Annotated in this window: 19 protein-coding genes and 1 pseudogene; 12 read left to right on the plus strand and 8 right to left on the minus strand. The window is 61.9% G+C overall.

The window, feature by feature from the left end; all coding sequences use genetic code 11:
- Positions 1-27 precede the first annotated feature (27 nt).
- Entirely contained in the window at positions 28-348 is a 321-nt protein-coding gene (locus CH275_RS18195) for a hypothetical protein (protein WP_094679711.1), read from the plus strand.
- A gap of 63 nt (positions 349-411) precedes the next feature.
- Here CH275_RS18195 and CH275_RS18200 read toward each other — a convergent pair whose 3' ends face one another.
- The 4 genes from CH275_RS18200 to CH275_RS18215 form a co-directional block, all read right to left on the minus strand.
- Positions 412-1044 carry a flavodoxin family protein gene (locus tag CH275_RS18200; protein WP_094679712.1) on the minus strand — a complete coding sequence of 211 codons (633 nt, stop codon included), beginning with the start codon at positions 1042-1044 and terminating at the stop codon, positions 412-414.
- Positions 1041-2276 carry an MFS transporter gene (locus CH275_RS18205; RefSeq protein WP_094679713.1) on the minus strand — a complete coding sequence of 412 codons (1236 nt, stop codon included), beginning with the start codon at positions 2274-2276 and terminating at the stop codon, positions 1041-1043. The genes CH275_RS18200 and CH275_RS18205 overlap by 4 nt, the downstream gene beginning before the upstream one ends.
- Positions 2277-2351: 75 nt before the next feature.
- Positions 2352-2954 (minus strand): TetR/AcrR family transcriptional regulator, encoded by a 603-nt coding sequence (locus CH275_RS18210; RefSeq protein ID WP_094679714.1) that lies wholly within the window; start codon positions 2952-2954, stop codon positions 2352-2354.
- Positions 2955-3046: 92 nt separating this feature from the next.
- Positions 3047-3361 carry a hypothetical protein gene (locus tag CH275_RS18215; protein ID WP_094679715.1) on the minus strand — a complete coding sequence of 105 codons (315 nt, stop codon included), beginning with the start codon at positions 3359-3361 and terminating at the stop codon, positions 3047-3049.
- Between the two features lie 142 nt (positions 3362-3503).
- On the opposite strand from CH275_RS18215, the gene CH275_RS18220 reads away from it, so the two are divergent.
- Together CH275_RS18220 and CH275_RS18225 are read left to right on the plus strand one after the other, a co-directional pair.
- A complete protein-coding gene (locus CH275_RS18220) occupies positions 3504-3839 on the plus strand; it encodes a hypothetical protein (protein ID WP_094679716.1) in 336 nt (111 codons plus the stop codon).
- 69 nt (positions 3840-3908) lie between these two features.
- Positions 3909-4670: a class I SAM-dependent methyltransferase gene (locus CH275_RS18225; RefSeq protein ID WP_094679837.1), complete on the plus strand. Its 762-nt coding sequence runs from the start codon at positions 3909-3911 to the stop codon at positions 4668-4670.
- 33 nt (positions 4671-4703) lie between these two features.
- On the opposite strand, the gene soxR is transcribed toward CH275_RS18225, so the two are convergent.
- Positions 4704-5207: a redox-sensitive transcriptional activator SoxR gene (soxR, locus tag CH275_RS18230; RefSeq protein ID WP_094679717.1), complete on the minus strand. Its 504-nt coding sequence runs from the start codon at positions 5205-5207 to the stop codon at positions 4704-4706.
- 92 nt (positions 5208-5299) lie between these two features.
- On the opposite strand from soxR, the gene CH275_RS18235 reads away from it, so the two are divergent.
- From CH275_RS18235 to CH275_RS18245, 3 genes are read left to right on the plus strand one after another with little or no spacing between them, the layout of a single operon-like run.
- On the plus strand, positions 5300-5932 hold the full coding sequence (locus CH275_RS18235; protein WP_179276213.1) for a DsbA family oxidoreductase: 633 nt from the start codon (positions 5300-5302) through the stop codon (positions 5930-5932).
- Positions 5929-6864: an NADP-dependent oxidoreductase gene (locus CH275_RS18240; protein ID WP_218828806.1), complete on the plus strand. Its 936-nt coding sequence runs from the start codon at positions 5929-5931 to the stop codon at positions 6862-6864. The genes CH275_RS18235 and CH275_RS18240 overlap by 4 nt, the downstream gene beginning before the upstream one ends.
- Positions 6861-8201 (plus strand): MFS transporter, encoded by a 1341-nt coding sequence (locus CH275_RS18245; RefSeq protein ID WP_218828807.1) that lies wholly within the window; start codon positions 6861-6863, stop codon positions 8199-8201. The genes CH275_RS18240 and CH275_RS18245 overlap by 4 nt, the downstream gene beginning before the upstream one ends.
- A 90-nt stretch (positions 8202-8291) precedes the next feature.
- Here the strand turns inward: CH275_RS18245 and CH275_RS18250 are convergent.
- Positions 8292-8620: pseudogene (locus tag CH275_RS18250) on the minus strand (winged helix-turn-helix transcriptional regulator).
- A gap of 106 nt (positions 8621-8726) precedes the next feature.
- Between CH275_RS18250 and CH275_RS18255 the strand changes: the two are divergent.
- Entirely contained in the window at positions 8727-9347 is a 621-nt protein-coding gene (locus CH275_RS18255) for a putative glycolipid-binding domain-containing protein (RefSeq protein ID WP_094679719.1), read from the plus strand.
- A 104-nt stretch (positions 9348-9451) separates the two neighbouring features.
- The gene (locus CH275_RS18260; RefSeq protein WP_094679840.1) at positions 9452-9919 is read left to right on the plus strand and encodes a GNAT family N-acetyltransferase; all 468 of its coding nucleotides are present in this window, start codon (positions 9452-9454) and stop codon (positions 9917-9919) included.
- A 29-nt stretch (positions 9920-9948) separates the two neighbouring features.
- On the opposite strand, the gene CH275_RS18265 is transcribed toward CH275_RS18260, so the two are convergent.
- Complete coding sequence (locus tag CH275_RS18265) at positions 9949-11094, minus strand: citrate/2-methylcitrate synthase (protein WP_094679720.1); 1146 nt, start codon at positions 11092-11094, stop codon at positions 9949-9951.
- 89 nt (positions 11095-11183) lie between these two features.
- On the opposite strand from CH275_RS18265, the gene CH275_RS18270 reads away from it, so the two are divergent.
- Positions 11184-12392, plus strand: coding sequence for a citrate synthase (locus CH275_RS18270; RefSeq protein ID WP_094679721.1), 1209 nt, complete (start codon positions 11184-11186; stop codon positions 12390-12392).
- Here the strand turns inward: CH275_RS18270 and CH275_RS18275 are convergent.
- Entirely contained in the window at positions 12386-13024 is a 639-nt protein-coding gene (locus tag CH275_RS18275; protein ID WP_094679722.1) for a TetR/AcrR family transcriptional regulator, read from the minus strand. The genes CH275_RS18270 and CH275_RS18275 overlap by 7 nt on opposite strands.
- Positions 13025-13269: 245 nt before the next feature.
- On the opposite strand from CH275_RS18275, the gene CH275_RS18280 reads away from it, so the two are divergent.
- From CH275_RS18280 to CH275_RS18290, 3 genes are read left to right on the plus strand one after another with little or no spacing between them, the layout of a single operon-like run.
- Positions 13270-14394: a DUF5938 domain-containing protein gene (locus CH275_RS18280; RefSeq protein WP_094679723.1), complete on the plus strand. Its 1125-nt coding sequence runs from the start codon at positions 13270-13272 to the stop codon at positions 14392-14394.
- An 11-nt stretch (positions 14395-14405) separates the two neighbouring features.
- Positions 14406-15962, plus strand: coding sequence for an acyl-CoA synthetase (locus tag CH275_RS18285; RefSeq protein WP_094679724.1), 1557 nt, complete (start codon positions 14406-14408; stop codon positions 15960-15962).
- A complete protein-coding gene (locus CH275_RS18290) occupies positions 15959-16714 on the plus strand; it encodes an SDR family NAD(P)-dependent oxidoreductase (RefSeq protein ID WP_032396155.1) in 756 nt (251 codons plus the stop codon). Before CH275_RS18285 ends, CH275_RS18290 begins: the two co-directional genes overlap by 4 nt.
- Positions 16715-16834: the final 120 nt, after the last annotated feature.

Here is a 16834-nt window from a genome sequence, read left to right on the forward strand (position 1 = left end):
CCAGGAGAAGGAGGAACGGAGGCTGAGATGGGAAGAATCGCGTCACCGGTCATCGCTGCCATCGCAGCGGTGTCGTTGATCGGGTGGATCGCATCGTTCGGAGCCTTCGCGAGGTGGGGATTCATCGGCGGCGCGGAGGAATTGTGCGTGCGGTTCCCCGGTCCGCTGTACGACGCGCACTGGGCATGGTTGCCGGTTCCGGTGGCATTGTGCGAGCACTATGTAGACAGTGACCTTGTCGTCGGTACGACGGCGTTCAGCTGGGACAATTCCGGAGTCGGAGTTGCATGTGGGTTCTTGTTCGTTGCCGGGTTTTGGATTATTCTGCGGGGGAACAGTACTCGCTGATCACGTTCACATCGGGCGATGCGACCATGGAACGCCAGTCGGTGACGGTGTACTGGCCAGCGATCACCACACCTTGTTGGGGCGGACCGTGTCCACACGGTAGTCGGTGACACGGGTGTAGAACAGTTGGGATCCAAGTCTCGCGGCAGATTCTGTTGGCTTGCTTGGGTCTTCGGTGACTTCTCCGCGACTGTTTGCATGCCCGATGACGACTCCGGCCAGGTCCTGGTTGAAGTATCTGGTGAGTTCTTGCATTTGGGTGACGACGCCGACCGTGGCTCCCAGGTAGCTTTCTTCGCAGGAAATCAGCACACCGATCTTCTTGTTCTGGAGTCCGCGGACGACGTCGTCCGAGTGCGGTGCGCTCTTCGAGATGTAGCAGAACAGTCGATCGAACATCGTTTTCAGCCGCCCGGGCATTCCGTAGAAATGCAGCGGCATAGCGTAGATGATTCCGTCGGCCGGAATGATGTGATCGAAAAGTAGCGTGTCGTAGTTGTCGTCGAGTTGGCAACTCCCGCCGCGGATCTGGCGACATTCTCGACAATTCTCCAGCATCTTCTCGACGTGGTCGGACAGAAATACGTGGTCGACTCGATGGCCGCTCTCGTGCGCGCCGATCATGGCCGCGTCGGCGAGGATGTGAGAGTTACCGTCTCGGCGTGGACTGGCACTGATGACGAGAACCCTACTCATGACCTCCGGCCCGCCGATCGAGCCCGTGTCCGAAGCTCTTCTCGGACAGTGCGATATTTCGGGAGCAGTGTGATCGCCCCTGCAGCTGCGAGTGCCAATGACAGGTAGTACACGGAGTGGACGGACCCCGACGTGTCGATGACGAGCCCGCCGAGTGTGGCACCGAGAAAGATGCCGAAGCAGATGATGGACGTGTGAACGGTGTTGACCGCGAACGACGTACCGCCGACTCGCATGACCCGAACGGCGAAGGCAGGATTGAGGCTCACTCCTGCCAGTCCCAACGCCGCTGCGCCGATGAGTACCAGGATGGGATCGGTGTCACCGACAAGGAACACCAGTCCGGACGAGAGCACGATCAGTGAACCGACGCCGGCAACTGTCAGGGGATAAGAGTCGGACAGGCGGGTGACCACGGTGATACCGATGGCACACGCCAGCCCATATCCTGCCAGGATGATCGGAACCGTGCTCTGATCGAAGCCTGCTCGTTGGGTGAGTATCGGGGAAAAATAGCTGAAGATCGAGAACACGGATCCGATCAACAGCCCGCTGGTGGAGTAGGCGAGCCACAGGCTTCGGTTCTTCAACGTCGCCAACTCGGATCGAAGTCTCGTCGGCGGTCCCGGGTCCAGTCCGGGTACACACACCACCGCGGCCACGAGTGCAACGGTAGCCAGCAGCGCAACGAAGGCGAACGCCAATCGCCAGCCGAAAGCATTGCCGAGAAAGCTGGCTACAGGAAGGCCGACGATGGTTCCGATGGTATTGCCGCCCATGACGATTCCAATTGCACGTCCGCGAGCGCGGTCTGGCACCGCCCGCGCGGCAATCGAGATGGTGACTCCGTATGCGGTGCCTGCTGCCGCGCCTGTGACGATGCGACCGATGACGATGACCGCATAGTTGGGTGCCATGGTCGCGGTCAGCTCGCCAATGATGAAGACGGTCGAGACGACCAGCAGTGCAGTTTTGGGACGAACCTTCGACAAGAGAATCGACGACGGCGGTGCGAGCACGACCATCGACAAGGCGTAGATGGCGATCAGGTAGCCGATGGCGGGGACAGTGGCGGGGAGATCTCGTGCCAGGTCGTTCATCAAGCCGGACACCATGAACTCGCTGGTGGTGAACGCCAGAATGGTGAACGCAAGTATGTAGACAGTGAACGGAACCCTCGGTGCGTCGACCCGCGCTGCGATTGCGGGCACAGCTTGTTCGATGTTGCTCATGGTCAACACCTTTCGTTGTGTATCGATCAGTACAAAATTGGGCCGTGCGAAGACGGTCGCTTGTGCCGGTCGAAATCAGGGGGTCAGGACCATCATGGCTCCGTCTGCGATGGCGCGAAGGGCTTCTCGCTGCGAGCCCACCCTCGACGCGACGCGGATTCCCACCACCGCGCCGTTGACGACTTCTGCCTGCGCGCTCGGTGTCAAAGATACGGAGATATCACCGCCGGCCTGACCCGCGCGGAGGTGATCGGCAAGGATCTCCAGTCGTTTGTGCAAGTTGTCCGTCACCTGCCGATGCGGCACGGCAAGTTGGGGGTCATCGGCGGCCTCGAGTGCTGTGTTGACGGAAAAGCAGCCCGAGGGCCCACCGGATGTACGTCGAGTCATCTCGCTGTCGATCAAGTCGTCGAAGAGTATGGCTATGCGCTCGAGCACCGTGACCCGCTCGTGAGTGAGTACGGCGTCGACGGACTCGTCGGCGTCGGCGAGGTAGGTCGACATGCACTCTTCGTACAGGCCGACCTTGTTTCCGAACGCGTGATAGAGGCTGCTGCGACCCAATCCGGTTACCCGGCACAAGGTCTCGGTGCTGGTTGCGTTGAAGCCGTGAGCCCAGAACTGATGCAACGCCGCATCGACCACCTCGCGGCGATCGAACTCCGATATTCGACCCATGAGTGAAGGCTAGCGATAGTGTATTGATCTGTCCATAAAAATCTCGGCATCAGCGGATCAACACGGGTTGCGCCGTTCTGATGGGCCATCGCTCAGAAACAGAATTCGCCGGGGTTGGCGAGGGTAGTAGTGACAACTCCCGCCGCCACGATCGCCGCGACCACGACGAGCACAACCGCCGCAACTGATCGGTTTCGGATGGCGAGCGCCATGAAGGGAACCATCCACACCGAAGCAACGATTATGAGATACACAATCCCGAACGTGGACGGCCGCAACGTACCTCCGTCGCAGCTGGTGTCGGACACCGCGAACCTACCGAACGTCGCATAGATGCCGGCGAAGGCGGTCCACCCGACGAGTGCGAGGCCAACGGCCAGGGTTCTCTTTACCTTCCGCCTGCCCATATTTGCGCAGTCTAGCGTTCGGCCGCGTCGCCACGGCTGAGGTCGGGACCTCCGCTGGTCAGGTTCGTCGCCGGCCGCTCGATCGGCGGTCACTGACCCGGCCGTCGAAGATGGCCGGTCGAGACCTGGCATCGTGGTAGTCGTGAACACTGCACTCGCACTTGGGCTGATCGCGGGAATAGTCGCGTTCGGCTACGGCTCGTCGGTCGGGATGCGAGGCAAAGTTCTCCATTCGGACTACTACGGCCATGACGTACCGGACCGGGTGAAGACCACGCCGCACCTCCGCGCACGGGCGAACAGGCTCTTCGTAGTTTGCGGCATCGTCGCTGCCATTCTGCTGCTGGCTCCGCTGGTGTGGTTGTTCCTCGACCTCCGGCGCGAAAGAACGACGTGGGAGTTGGCCGCGCTGGCAGCCTATGTCTTCGTCGCCGTGGTGATCGGTGGCTACCCTTTCGCCAAGATCAAGACCTTGTGACCATTTCGATCGGTGACCGTTGCATAAATGCGTGGAAGACACCGCTTGCAGTCTGACAGTCTGGAAACCGTGACCCGGTCGTTCGAAGAGATGGTGGCCGAAGCGGACTCCGTTTCGGTTGACGGCTGGGATTTCTCATGGCTTCATGGTCGCGCGACCGAAGAGCGGCCGACATGGGGCTATCAGCGGCTCATGGGCGAACGCCTCGCGATGGCCGAGGCTGCACTCGATATTCAGACAGGTGGGGGAGAGGTCCTGGCGGGAGCATCATCTTTCCCACCGGTAATGGTGGCGACCGAATCATGGCCACCGAACGTCGCACAAGCGACTGCACTGCTGCATCCGCGCGGGGCGGTGGTCGTGGCCGACCCCGACGAGCCGCCGCTGCCTTTTGCTGACGGTGCGTTCGATCTGGTGACGAGCAGACACCCTGCCACTGTGTGGTGGGAGGAAATTACTCGCGTTCTACGCTCGGGCGGAACCTACTTCGCTCAGCACGTGGGGCACGCGAGCGTCTTCGAGCTCGTCGAGTTCTTTCTGGGCCGCCAACCCGATGAGATTCGGCGCGCTCGTCACTACGAGGACGAGAGCGCTGCCGCGCGTGCCGCTGGACTCGATGTGGTGGATATCCGGTTCGAGTCACTACGAACCGAGTTCAACGACATCGGTGCTGTCGTCTACTTTTTGCGCAAGGTCATCTGGATGGTTCCAGGCTTCACCGTCGAGCAATATCGCGATCGGTTGCGCGAACTGCACGACCAAATGCTGAGTGAGGGACCATTCGTTGCACGTTCGAGTCGGTTTCTGATCGAGGCCAGAAAGCCCCATTGATTGGTCCCTGACCATGCACGGGGTTTTTCAGGGTCACGAGAAGAGTGAGGACTCCCTGCGGGTGTGAGATCTGGACGAATGCCTCTCTCCATCGAGTCGTCGAGCACCAGCACCCTGTTGTCCTAGAACATCATTCGGATTCGAGTACGGACACGACGTGAGTGACAGGCATCCGCATCCGATGCAGTTCGAGAAGTTGTCTCGTAGTGCAGTGAGCTCATCGATTCGTGCCGTCAGGTCGTCGCGCCACTGTCGAGAAATTCGCATCCAATCGCGTTTGTTCGGAATCGTCTGCTCCGGCAGTTGATCCAAGGCCTCCTTGATCTTGTCGAGGGACACGCCGAGGCGTTGGGCAGTTCTGATGAATGCGATGACGCGCAGTACATCTCTGCGGTACTCGCGCCGGTTCCCGCTGGTGCGCCGACTCGAGATCAATCCCACCTGCTCGTAATAGTGCAGGGCGGACACCGCGACGCCGGCACGTTCGGCGACCTGACCGGGCTTGAGCCACACGGCATCGGTATCGAGTTGCGTCATGAATTCGTCCTGATTCTCGGTCGCCTTGACGTCAAGTGCACTTGATGAAGTGCACTGTACATCGCACTCGACGGCAATGGCAGGAGAGACAAATGACAACAACGATCACGATGTGGGCCGACGTTCGGTGCCCCTGGTGCTGGATCGGACACCGACAGCTCGGTCGGGCACTCGATCAACTCGGTACCGACACGAAGGTCGAATACAGGAGCCTTCTGCTCGAACCCGACGGTCCCGCCCAGCCCGGAATGACAGTCCGAGATACTGCTCTGTCTTCCTGGGGTTTCGACGCCGAACGCTGGACGACGCAGAGTCGGAGGATCGTTCGAGGTGGCGCATCCGAGATTCTCACCATCGATATCGACCGCTCGTTGACGGTCGACTCGCGTGATGCGCACCGCCTTCTCAAACTCGTCGCGGCTAGTGGGCTGAACCGATTCGAGGCGTGGGATGCCCTGTACTCGAGCCATTTCGAGCTCAACGACTACATCGGAAGCTGGACTGTTCTGCGCTCGATCGGTCGTCGGGTAGGTCTGGATGAGGACGCGATCACCCGACTCGCAGAATCCAAGGAGTACTCGAGTGATATCGACAATGATCTTCGTCGTGCAGCCGACCTCGGCATCAGCTCCGTACCGACGGTCATGGTCGACTCTGTGCGTGCCACAGGAGATCTCAGCCAAAGCGTCCCTCGGCTCGCGAAGGGGTCGGTGGTCGACCGATGAGTGCCACGATGCGCGCTGCTGCGATCGACGAACACGGACCGGCATCGGTGCTGACAACCAGGACGCTTCCACGGCCGACACCGTCCCCTGGCGAAGTGCTGGTGAGAGTGCAGGCAGCCGGAGTTCAGTTGACGGATGCGGCAATTCGCGGAGGTTGGGTGCCTCCGGGCTCGACGATCGAGTTTCCGCAGATTCTCGGCAACGAATTCTCGGGAACCGTCGAGGCGCTCGGCCCGAACGTGCACGACGTGGCCGTCGGCGATGCGGTTCTCGGGTTCCGTGTTCTCGGCTGCTACGCGGAGTACGTCACGGTCCCCGTCAGTCATATCGTCCGAAAGCCGGCCACTGTCTCGTGGCGCGCCGCGGGGGCGCTGTCGGCGTCCGGCCAGACAGCGCACACTGCGCTGCAGCGGTTGGGGGCACGCCCAGGCGAAACCCTGCTGGTACACGGTGCCGCGGGTGGAGTGGGTTCGATGGCGGTGCAATTGGCACGCCACCGTGGCCTGCGTGTCGTCGGTACCGCAAGCCCGGACAACCACCGGTACGTCGAGGGGATGGGGGCGACACCGGTTTCCTACGGCGACGGCCAGCTCGAACGAATCAGGGTCGAGGCGCCGGATGGAATCGACTTGGTGCTCGACACTGCCGGTCACGAGAACCTTCGTACCGCAGTCGATCTACTGCCCGACCGATCTCGAATCGGCACGATCGTCGACATGGCCCTGGCGAGAGAGCTCGACTGTCGCTGGATCTCGAGCGACAGGTCTGCCGTGCGACTGCAGGAATTGATCGATCTGTGCGCCTCCGGCGACCTGGACGTCACAGTGAGAGAGACATACCCGCTCGACAACGCAGCCGACGCACATCGCGATGTGGAAACCGGACACGGTCGAGGCAAAGTCGTACTTCTCGTCGGTGACCAACGCCCATGACCGACAACGCAGCTCGGCCGATGAGTGTGCTCCGCGGGCAGCACCGGCCATTGATTCTCGCGCTGCTGGGCATGATGACCTGTGTTGCGTTCGAGTCGTTCGCCATCACCACTGCGCTCCCGGTCATTGCCCATGATCTCGATGCCGAACGCTGGTACTCGCTCGCATACGCATCGACGCTCACCGCAGCATTGATAGGGATGACCATCGGTGGGAACTGGGCGGACCGTCGCGGAGTCGTGATGCCGCTGGCGGTGGGCGGATTCGCGTTTCTCGTCGGTATCGCACTCTGCGTCGTGGCACCCACGATGGAAGTGTTCGTAACGGGTCGGCTTCTGCAGGGGATCGGCGGCGGAATCGACTCCGTCGTGATGTACGTCGTCATCGCACAGTTCGTCCCTGCCGGACTGCACCCGCGCGTATTCGGCCTGTTGACGGCAGCGTGGCTCCTGCCCGGTATTGCGGGACCATTGGTCACCGGTGTAGTCGTCGAGTTCGTCGGCTGGCGATCGGTGTTCGCGCTGGTTCTGATCGGATCTGCAGCGTCGTTGACGTCTCTACTGATCATGGTCCGCGGTTCGATCCGGTTGCGCACCGACACAGCCGTATTCGGCAGCCGGGGAGTGTGGGCTGTCGTTGCGGCGGCAGGTGTGCTCGCTCTGCACCAGGCAAGCCAGCAGGAAATCGGTGTTCTCGTCCCGGGCACCGTGTGCGCCGTTGTGCTGATCGGGATATCCGCAACGCGGCTTCTTCCCCAGGGCACGTTCAGGATCCGGCCAGGCATACCGCGGCTGACGGCGCTGCGCGGACTGCTCGGAGCGACCGTCGCGGCGACGGACATCTATCTGCCGCTCTACCTCCAACGCCAGCTCGACTACAGTCCCAGTCGCTCAGGCCTGATCGTCGCACTCGGGGCCCTCGGATGGATCGCAGGTGCGTGGCTGCAGGGCAGAACCTCCGGCCGCAGCAATGGTTTGGTCATCGTGCCAAAAGCGGCGGTGTTCGTACTGATCGGACCGGTCTCTGCGTTGCTGTTCATCGCCGGTGCGATACCGGTAGCTGCACTGGTGGCCGGATGCGTCGTCATGGGAGCGGGAATGGGAATGGCGTACCCACGCATCACCGCCACCGTTCTCGCCGAGTCCACCGAGGAAGAACAGGGGACCAACAGCTCTGCTTTGCAGATCTCGGAGTCGATGAGTCAATCGATCCTGATTGCAGTGACGGGGGCGGTTCTTTCTCTCACGATCCTGCACGAATTCACGATCGCGTACAGTCTCGTCGCCGGTATAGGGGGAGTCGCTGTTCTTGTTGCGTGCCAGTCTGTTCGGCGTTGAAACGAGCTCAGTGGACCGCCTCGGCGACCGACGAGTTGCTCTGACTGGGGGACGAAACCGACGCGTCGTCGAATACCTCACGGGCTCGGGCTATTCGATGTTGTTCTGTTCGGTCCATTCGACGAGAGCTTGGATGGTGCCCAGCAACGTTCGGCCCAGTTCCGACAGTCGGTACTCGACACGCGGAGGGATTTCGGATACATCCGCCGGTCGATCAGCCCGTCGCGCTCGAGGTTACGCAATGTCACCGTCGGCATGCGGGTGCTGATGCCGTCGATTTCTCGTCGGAGCTCTCCGAATCGAAACGTCTGCTCCTCCAGCAATGCAATCACCAGAAGCGACCACTTGTCTGCGACGCGATCGAGAATTCGCCGGTAGCGTCTGCCGTGGCCCCTGTTCATCGGTCTGCTGATCATCATTCGGCAACGTCATCGCGAGAGTCCGAGTGCGGACTGACCGCAACGGTCGCCGGAGCTGGCCGGGTAGTCTCGACCTCCAAACTTGCGCATCGATACGGAGTCCGACATGGCGATCGAGAACCATCATCTCCTCCATCTGCCTGCGACTGCAGCGTGGCGGCACCGTGGACTGCGGGACGGCTTCGAGGTGGCGTACTTCGCAAGGGGCTCAGCAGACGGTACGACCCGAATCTGGGGCAACAGCGTCGTGGTGGAAGGAACCACGAGCTATGCGGTCAGCTACCGCGTGGTCGTCGACAAACATTGGGAAACGCGTGAGGCAAGCATCGAGACGCGAACCCGTGGCACAACCTGGATCATGGAACTCGTCCGCGATGAGCACGGTACATGGTTCGTCGACGGTGAAGAACGAGCTGACCTCTCAGCATGTACCGACATCGATCTCGAAGCGTCTATCGTCACCAACACGATTCCCGTTCATAGGCTCTCGGCAATCCCTGGCACACACGAAGTGCAGGCGGTGTACGTCCGCGCAACGGAGCGCAGGGTGGAGGTACTCGATCAAGCCTATTCATTTCCAGTAATCAGCGCGTCATCGTTTGCATGCGCCTACACAGCCCCACAATTCGAGTATTCCGCAAATCTACGGTACGACGCGTCGGGACTCATCGTCGAATACCCGGATCTCGCGACGCGCGTCGATAGCGTTGACGGCGGTATTCATTGATCGATCGCTCCGATCAGGTGAGCCGGTGCGCACCAGGCTGAGGCGAGGTGCTGCGATGCACGAGATATCGGGGACAGGTGTTGCAACGGGATGAGGTGAGCATCATGGGTGAGGTAGGTGCGACGGTCCGGCGGGCACGTATCGGCGACGTCGACGCGCTCGTCGAGTTGCGGGCCGAGATGTTTCGATCGATGGGCAGTAACGCCGACGGCCAACTCTGGCGCACACACGCGTTCGACTGGTTCGTCGCACGATTGGACGATGCCGACTACGGCATTTTCGTGGTCGACCACAACGGAGCGGTCGTGGCCTGCGCAATGGGTGCCGTTCGAGATGCCGCACCCTCACCGCTGTCACCGGACGGGCGCGATGTCTTGATCAGCAACGTATGCACTGCCCCTGATGCGCGAGGGAACGGATTCGGCCGCGGGGCGTTCGAGGCGGTGATGGCCTGGGCTCGTGAGACCGGGATTGCGCGAGCCGAGCTGATGGCGACACCGTCCGGGCTGGGCATCTACCAACGGAACGGGTTCACGGCCAACACCTTTCCTGCCATGCGCGCGCAGTTGTGACGTGATGCGGCTCCGCCACAGTGGAGTGCTCAAGTGCCCTGGGCGGCACCTATCCGCACCACTGCCGAAGGCGCTGGACCGTCGTAGCGGGCGATCGGGCGAATGATCTTGCTGTCGTGGGACTGCTCGACGATGTTGGCGCACCACCCCACCATTCGACTGCATGCGAACGTGGGGGTGAACATGGAACGCGGTATTCCGCACAGTTCCATGACGACGCCCGCGTAGTACTCGACATTGGCGTACAGCTTGCGATCCGGCTTCAGATCGGCGAGAGCAGCAGCGATGACCTTCTCGACCTGCACAGCCTTGTCGATGAGCTCTCCGCCCATCTCCTGCGCAGTCTCGCGCAGCATCACCGATCGGGGGTCATCGGTTCGATACACTGGATGACCGAAGCCCATGATGCGCTCGCCTGCAGCAATTTTGGAGCGCGCCCACTCATCGGCGGAGTCGATGTCGGCAATCTCGTCCAGCCCGTCGAGGGCGCGATCCGGCGCACCTCCGTGCAACGGACCGGCAAACGCCCCGATCGCGGCGCACACCGCGGACGCGATGTCCGACCCCGTCGAAGCGACAACTCGCGCAGTGAACGTCGAGGCGTTGAATCCGTGATCGATCGTTGCAGTGAGGTAGCGGTCGACGGCCCGGGCACGGTCGTTGTCGGGTACTTCTCCGGTGATCATGAAAAGCCAGTTCTGAGCGGTCGTCAAATCCGCACGCGGCTCGACGGGCTCCAAGCCGCCCCGAAGCCTGTGCACCGCAGCCAAAATCGTCGGAGTCATCGCACACAGGCGCAGTGCTGTCGTCCGCTTGTCGGACTCCGACGCCTCGTACAGGGGTATCGCGCCGGCCAACCCCGACAGCACCGTCCGCAGTGCGAAGAGGGGCCGCTCGGGTCCTGAATGCGCCACCGTCTTCACGGCCGCCGCGACGTCATCGGGCAGCACTCGCAGAGGTGCCACCGTGCGCAGGAACTCGGCGCGTTCGGTGTCGCTCGGCAGCCGGCCTTCGACCATCAAGAACCAAGCGTCTTCGAACGTGCCCGTCAGGGCCAGGTCGATCGCCGAGTACTGGCGGTAGTGGTAGAAACCCTCGTCGCCCCGCACGTCTCCGATCGACGTGGTGGTGACGACGACGTTGTGCAGCCCGCGTGGGGCTTCGAGAACGGTCATGATTGATCTCCTTCGTGCTGGTCAACCCCTACGATCCGCGTTACTGTTGATTGTTGTCAATGTTGATCGGATCAATGTGAAAGGTGTACATGGCACCGACCGACGGCCGAAATCTGCTGACCACCGCCCAGGCGGCGGCTCGGCTGGGCATCAAACCGGAAACGGTGTACGCCTACGTCAGCCGCGGGTTGCTGACCAGCACCCGGTTGCCCGGAGTGCGGGGGAGCGTGTTCGACGTCGACGAGGTGGAATCGCTCGCCGGCCGCGACACGGCTCGCCGCACCGATATCGGTGCAGTGGAACGTATTCGCACCCAGACCACATTGATCGAGGGCGAGCATCTGTACTACCGGGGGCGTGATGCGGTGGAGCTCAGTGCGTGCTCGTTCGAGTCGGTCGCACACTTCGTCTGGACGGGTGAACTGCTGGACGATGTGCGATTTCATGCCGATTCGATTGTGGTGCAACGATGTCGGGAAGCGTTGAGGCTGGTGGCACCGGATTGTCGCGTGATCGATCGGATACGCATTGTCGTCGACGTGGCGTCGACCTACCGCCCGCTGCGATTCGACATCGGTTTCACCTCGGTGGTGCAGGAGGCAGGTCATCTGTTGGCCACTGTGGCGGCGGCACTCGGCGACGCATCCCTGACACTGACTGTGGCAGAGGCAATCTGGAACTCGGTGAAGACCGGTGCATCCGATCTGCGCGGGCTGGTGCCGCTACAGGCCGCGCTGGTGCTGATGGCCGATCACGGGCTGGCCGCCTCGACCCTCGGAGTCCGGGTGGCGGCAAGTACCCGGGCGAATCTGTATTCGGTTGTTGCTGCAGGACTGGGGTGCATCGACGGCCCCCTGCACGGTTCCGCTGCCGACCCCGTGTCTCGATTCCTGTCGACAGCGATCGATGATCCGATAGCCGCTCTTGCAACACAATTGAGGTCGGGAGCGCAGATACCAGGATTCGGGCACGTCATCTACACCGATCGCGACCCTCGCGCCGAGGAGCTGCTCAGGCTGCTCAGAGTACCTGCCCACGGTGCCGACCCCTCCGTGATCGCTGCGGCCGACGTCGTCATCGAGCAGGTGAGCAATCGCTTCGATACTTTCCCCAACTCGGACTTCGCTCTCGCCACGTTCACCCTCGCCTACGGGCTCAGGGCAGACACGCCGGAGATGCTGTTCGCATTCGCGCGCATTGCCGGGTGGACAGCACACGCCCTGGAGGAATACGACGAAGCGCCCCTGCGCTTTCGAGTGCCGGGCATCTACACGGGCACTCGGCCGGGAACCTACTGAGGCGTCGAGCAATCCAGTAACGCGAACGCGGCATGTAGCTGGCCATGCGCGGCGGCGATCTCCGCTGCATTGCCTGCCAGATGATGCAGGAGTGCGCGCTGGAAAATGCCGTCGAGCAGGATGTAGGCGGAGGCTTTGTCGAGCGCAGGAGTGGTGCCGCGAAGTTCGCAGTATCGAGATACGACGCGCCAGATCATGTCCTCACGACGCTCTTCGATCTCGAGCACGTCGCTACGGAACGAGCCGTCGAACAACGCTTGATTCCGCAGGTCGTACCAGAGCCGATGGATGCCGGCGTCCGCTGCCAGAGTGGCGAAGTACTTCGCCTCGAAGTCCGCGTACAGGCCGGTGGCATCGACCGCGTTTGCCACGACTTCGTCGTAACGAGTGACGCAGATGGCCTCGTACTGGCGAACGGCGTGCGTGATCAGGTCGAGTTTGTCGGTGAAGTAGTAGTGCAGCACGCCGTGTGAGTACTCGGAATTCTGTGCGATCTCCCGCAGTGACGTGCGCGCATAACCCAATTCGGCCAGTGTGTGCAGCGTCGCCTCGGCCAGCTCGGTCCGCTTGGACTCGAACTTGTTGCGGGCGCGCTCTTCGATACGCGCGCGCGGATCAGCGGTCTGGGTCATGGTCCGTGTCCTTTCCGCGCGTGGTCGTCACCAGTGTATGCCCGACGGCCGAACGGCGAACTTCGGCGTCGCGCAAATCCTGGGCAGTCGTCAAGAAAAAGCTTGACGTCTGTACAAATTCTATCTTAGTGTGAGCCACGGCACACGTCAGAAGGGCGGATGTTCCCTACGTCCCCTCCGGTGCCCGAAGTCTCGACCCCATCTCGGTCCGCCGTGCGGACGGGCCGATCACGAGAGGACTTTTCATGCCAACCGACAAGCGCGTCGTCGTCTACGGAGCGTCGGGATACACCGGCCGACTGATCTGTGAATACCTGCGCGAGTACAACATTCCGTTCCTGGCCGCCGGACGTGACGAAGGCCGGGTCAAGGGCATTCTCGACGTGGTTCCGGGAATCGAGACCGTCGAACACGACGTCGTCGAGGTGGAACACACTGCGCAGGCCCTTGCCGAGGCGTTTCGCGGTGCCGAGATCGTCCTCAACACAGTCGGACCGTTCTCGCGATACGGACACGAAGTTGCTCAGGCGTGCATCGAGATCGGTGCGCACTACACCGACACCACCGGTGAGCAGGACTGGATGATCGATGCCGAGGCCAAGTACGGAGCCGAGTTCGCATCCCGAAACCTCGTGCTCACACCAGGTTTGGCGCAGATGTACAGCATCGGTGAGATCGCAGCCAACATCTGCCTCGAGACGCCGGGGCTGGACACACTCGACATCGAGGTCTTCTGGAAGGGACACCCGACGGTCGCGTCGACGAACACGATCCTGACCAACGCCGCGTTCTCCAAGGCCTACTACCTGGAGCAGAACGAGTACGTCGAATGGCCGGACGACGGCGTCATGCAGGTCGTTGTGCCCGGCCAACACGATCTGGGCCTGGCGCTTCCCTGGGGTGGGACATCCCATCCGGTGTGGTTCAAGAACGACCCTCGGGTAGCGAACGCCCGCGCCCTCGGCGGTGTCATCAACAAGCCGTTGATGCTCGCGGTACCCCAAATCATCTCTGCCGCACTGGCTCAGATGGAAGGCAAATCCGATGCGGAGAAGTACCAGATCATCGACACGGTGTCGTCGTCGGTGCGCAGCGAGACGCCCCCACGGGAGAACCCTCGCATCAACACCTCACTCGACTCTGTCTACGCGTCGGGGCCACTCGGTCGTGTGCACACCGTCATCCACGGCAACTGCAATTACAAGCAGACGGCCCTGCTCAACGCCTATGCGGCGGCGCATCTGCTGCAGGGACCGCCGAAGAAGGTCGGATTCGCCTCGAGCTGCCAAGCATTCGGACATCGGGAACTGCTCGGCGTGCTTCGCGCGTTCGGGCTGGTTCTCGAACCCATCGTCACCGCACACAGCTGAGGACAGGGCCGATGCGGCTGTCCGACTATCTCGACAAAGGAGTCTCTCTCGGGCGAGATGCACCGTGTCTCACCATCGGTGACACCACCCGAAACTACGGGCAGGTGTACGACGACACGGTGACCATCGCCGCTGCGTTGCAGCACAACGGGATCGAGGCAGGTGATCGGGTCGCGGTGCTCTCTGCCAACGACCCGCTCGCGCTGACCTGCGTATTCGCGATCTCGCGGGCGGGGGCGGTGTGGTGCCCTATCAATCCACGCAACGAAGCCGATGAGAACCGGCAACTGTTCGACCTGTTCGGCTGTCGATTCCTGTTCTTTCAGAAAGCCTTCGCGGATCTCGTCGGTCGCATTCGCGATCTGCTGCCTCGGCTGGAATGGCTCGTCTGTCTGGACGGCGACGTGCCATGGGCAGTCTCGTACGAGCGATGGCTCGTCGAACACGGCTCGGATTCTGTTGCCGAGAGACGATCGGCGGACGGGTTGTGCATGATCGCCGGCACCGGCGGTACGACGGGAAAACCCAAGGGGGTGAGGCTGACCGAGGAGAACATGATGACCTCCACGGCAACAGCACTCATGAGCTATCCCTTTGGGGATCGGCCTCGGTACCTGGCTCTTGCGCCGCTGACTCATTCTGCCGGCGTGCTGACGTTTCCCATCCTCAGTCTCGGCGGACATGTGGTTGTCATGGGCAATCCGGACATCGGGAAGTTCCTGTCCCTCATCGAACAACACGGGATCACCCACGCGTTTCTGCCGCCGACGGTGATCTACGGTGTGCTCGATCATCCGGACCTCGACGTCACGGATCTGTCGTCGCTGAGGTGCCTCTGGTATGGAGCCGCGCCGATGTCGCCGACACGACTGGAGGAGGCACTGACCCGGATCGGGCCGGTTCTCGGTCAGCTCTTCGGCCAGACAGAGGCACCGAACATGATCGCAACACTCGCTCCGGCCGATCACTTCCGCAGCGACGGATCGATCGCCACCGAGCGACTGAGTTCGGCAGGCAAGCCGACGCCCCTGACGACGGTGGCGATCATGAACGACGATGGTGGATTGACCGAGCGCGGCGAGCGCGGAGAGATTGTGGTTCGCGGGCCCTTGGTGATGCAGGGGTATCACGAGAATCCCGACGCCACCGCCGAAGTCGGTGCACACGGCTGGCACCACACCGGTGACATCGGGTACCTCGACGGCGACGGTTATCTGTACGTCGTAGACCGTGCCAAGGACATGATCATCACCGGCGGATTCAACGTGTACTCGGCCGAGGTGGAGCAAGCCCTGCTGTCGCATCCGTCGGTGAAGGAATGCGCCGTTGTCGGACTACCCGACGACAAATGGGGTGAACGCGTCACCGCCGCAGTTCTTCTGCGATCGGGTCGCGATGCCTCCGTCGAGGATCTGATTGCCCATGTGAAGGCGCTGATCGGAAGTGTCAAGGCTCCCAAGCAGATTCAGATATGGACCGATCTTCCCCGCTCCAAGGTGGGGAAGATTCTGAAGACCGAAGTGCGCAGCACCATGTCCCACTCCTCATCGAAAGGAAGCACAGTATGACCGAGTTCGAGGGTAAGCGAGTATTCGTGACCGGATCCGGTGCAGGTATCGGAAAAGCCATCTCCCAGATGTTCATCGAGCGCGGTGCACGCGTCGTCGTCAGCGACATCGACGAAGGCGCAGCAGCGAAGACGGCCGAAGAGATCGGTGCCGCCGGCATCGCGAACTGCGATGTGTCCGACGAGAGTCAGGTGCAGAGCGCGGTGGCACAGGCCGTGGAGATTCTCGGTGGACTCGACATCGTCGTCAACAACGCGGGAATCGAAGTGTCGTCGCCGCTGCTCCAGCAGTCGACGGAGAGCTTCGACAAGATCTACTCCGTCAACGTCAAGGGCACGTTCCTGGTGATGAAGGCCGCGATCGGTGCGCTGGTCGAGTCGAAGGGCAACATCGTCAACATCGCCTCGCTCGCCGGCGTCGGTGGCACAGCGTTGCTCGGGTCCTACTGCGCGACAAAAGCTGCGGTCATTCAGCTCACCCGCGTCGCGGCCATCGAGATGCGTGCATCGGGAGTGCGAGTGAACGCGGTGTGCCCCGGATTTGCCGATACCGCAATGGTCGATCGATTGGTCCCGGACTTCGAAGCTGCGACGCAGATTCCGTTCGGTGACCTCGTCGCCGCCAAGCAGGGACGGCTGGGCACTCCCGAGGACATCGCGGAAGTGACGCTGTTCCTCGCCTCCGACCGGGCGTCGTGGATCACCGGAAGCCACTACATCCTGGACGGAGGTCTGTCGGCGTCGCTCGTCTAGGTTCGAGGGTTCCCCGTCGTCATCCCAGGGCGGCGGGGAGCAACCCTGGTGGAGTATCGAACTTTCACGGGTCGAGTCGGCGCGCTTTGTCGAGCACCGAACGCGCCGCCCAGTCCTCGT

This window comes from Rhodococcus sp. 06-235-1A (assembly GCF_002258785.1).
In the GTDB taxonomy this organism is placed as follows: Bacteria; Actinomycetota; Actinomycetes; order Mycobacteriales; family Mycobacteriaceae; genus Rhodococcoides.

Excerpts from the sequence above, each read along its gene's own strand:
- CH275_RS18205 (WP_094679713.1), bottom strand. The coding sequence starts at position 2,276 with ATGAGCAACATCGAACAAGCTGTGCCCGCAATCGCAGCGCGGGTCGAC.
- CH275_RS18210 (WP_094679714.1), bottom strand. The coding sequence starts at position 2,954 with ATGGGTCGAATATCGGAGTTCGATCGCCGCGAGGTGGTCGATGCGGCG.
- CH275_RS18200 (WP_094679712.1), bottom strand. The coding sequence starts at position 1,044 with ATGAGTAGGGTTCTCGTCATCAGTGCCAGTCCACGCCGAGACGGTAAC.
- CH275_RS18285 (WP_094679724.1), top strand. The coding sequence starts at position 14,406 with ATGCGGCTGTCCGACTATCTCGACAAAGGAGTCTCTCTCGGGCGAGAT.
- CH275_RS18195 (WP_094679711.1), top strand. The coding sequence starts at position 28 with ATGGGAAGAATCGCGTCACCGGTCATCGCTGCCATCGCAGCGGTGTCG.
- CH275_RS18265 (WP_094679720.1), bottom strand. The coding sequence starts at position 11,094 with ATGACCGTTCTCGAAGCCCCACGCGGGCTGCACAACGTCGTCGTCACC.
- soxR (WP_094679717.1), bottom strand. The coding sequence starts at position 5,207 with ATGACGCAACTCGATACCGATGCCGTGTGGCTCAAGCCCGGTCAGGTC.
- CH275_RS18270 (WP_094679721.1), top strand. The coding sequence starts at position 11,184 with ATGGCACCGACCGACGGCCGAAATCTGCTGACCACCGCCCAGGCGGCG.
- CH275_RS18275 (WP_094679722.1), bottom strand. The coding sequence starts at position 13,024 with ATGACCCAGACCGCTGATCCGCGCGCGCGTATCGAAGAGCGCGCCCGC.
- CH275_RS18245 (WP_218828807.1), top strand. The coding sequence starts at position 6,861 with ATGACCGACAACGCAGCTCGGCCGATGAGTGTGCTCCGCGGGCAGCAC.
- CH275_RS18255 (WP_094679719.1), top strand. The coding sequence starts at position 8,727 with ATGGCGATCGAGAACCATCATCTCCTCCATCTGCCTGCGACTGCAGCG.
- CH275_RS18215 (WP_094679715.1), bottom strand. The coding sequence starts at position 3,361 with ATGGGCAGGCGGAAGGTAAAGAGAACCCTGGCCGTTGGCCTCGCACTC.
- CH275_RS18240 (WP_218828806.1), top strand. The coding sequence starts at position 5,929 with ATGAGTGCCACGATGCGCGCTGCTGCGATCGACGAACACGGACCGGCA.
- CH275_RS18260 (WP_094679840.1), top strand. The coding sequence starts at position 9,452 with ATGGGTGAGGTAGGTGCGACGGTCCGGCGGGCACGTATCGGCGACGTC.
- CH275_RS18280 (WP_094679723.1), top strand. The coding sequence starts at position 13,270 with ATGCCAACCGACAAGCGCGTCGTCGTCTACGGAGCGTCGGGATACACC.
- CH275_RS18290 (WP_032396155.1), top strand. The coding sequence starts at position 15,959 with ATGACCGAGTTCGAGGGTAAGCGAGTATTCGTGACCGGATCCGGTGCA.
- CH275_RS18235 (WP_179276213.1), top strand. The coding sequence starts at position 5,300 with ATGACAACAACGATCACGATGTGGGCCGACGTTCGGTGCCCCTGGTGC.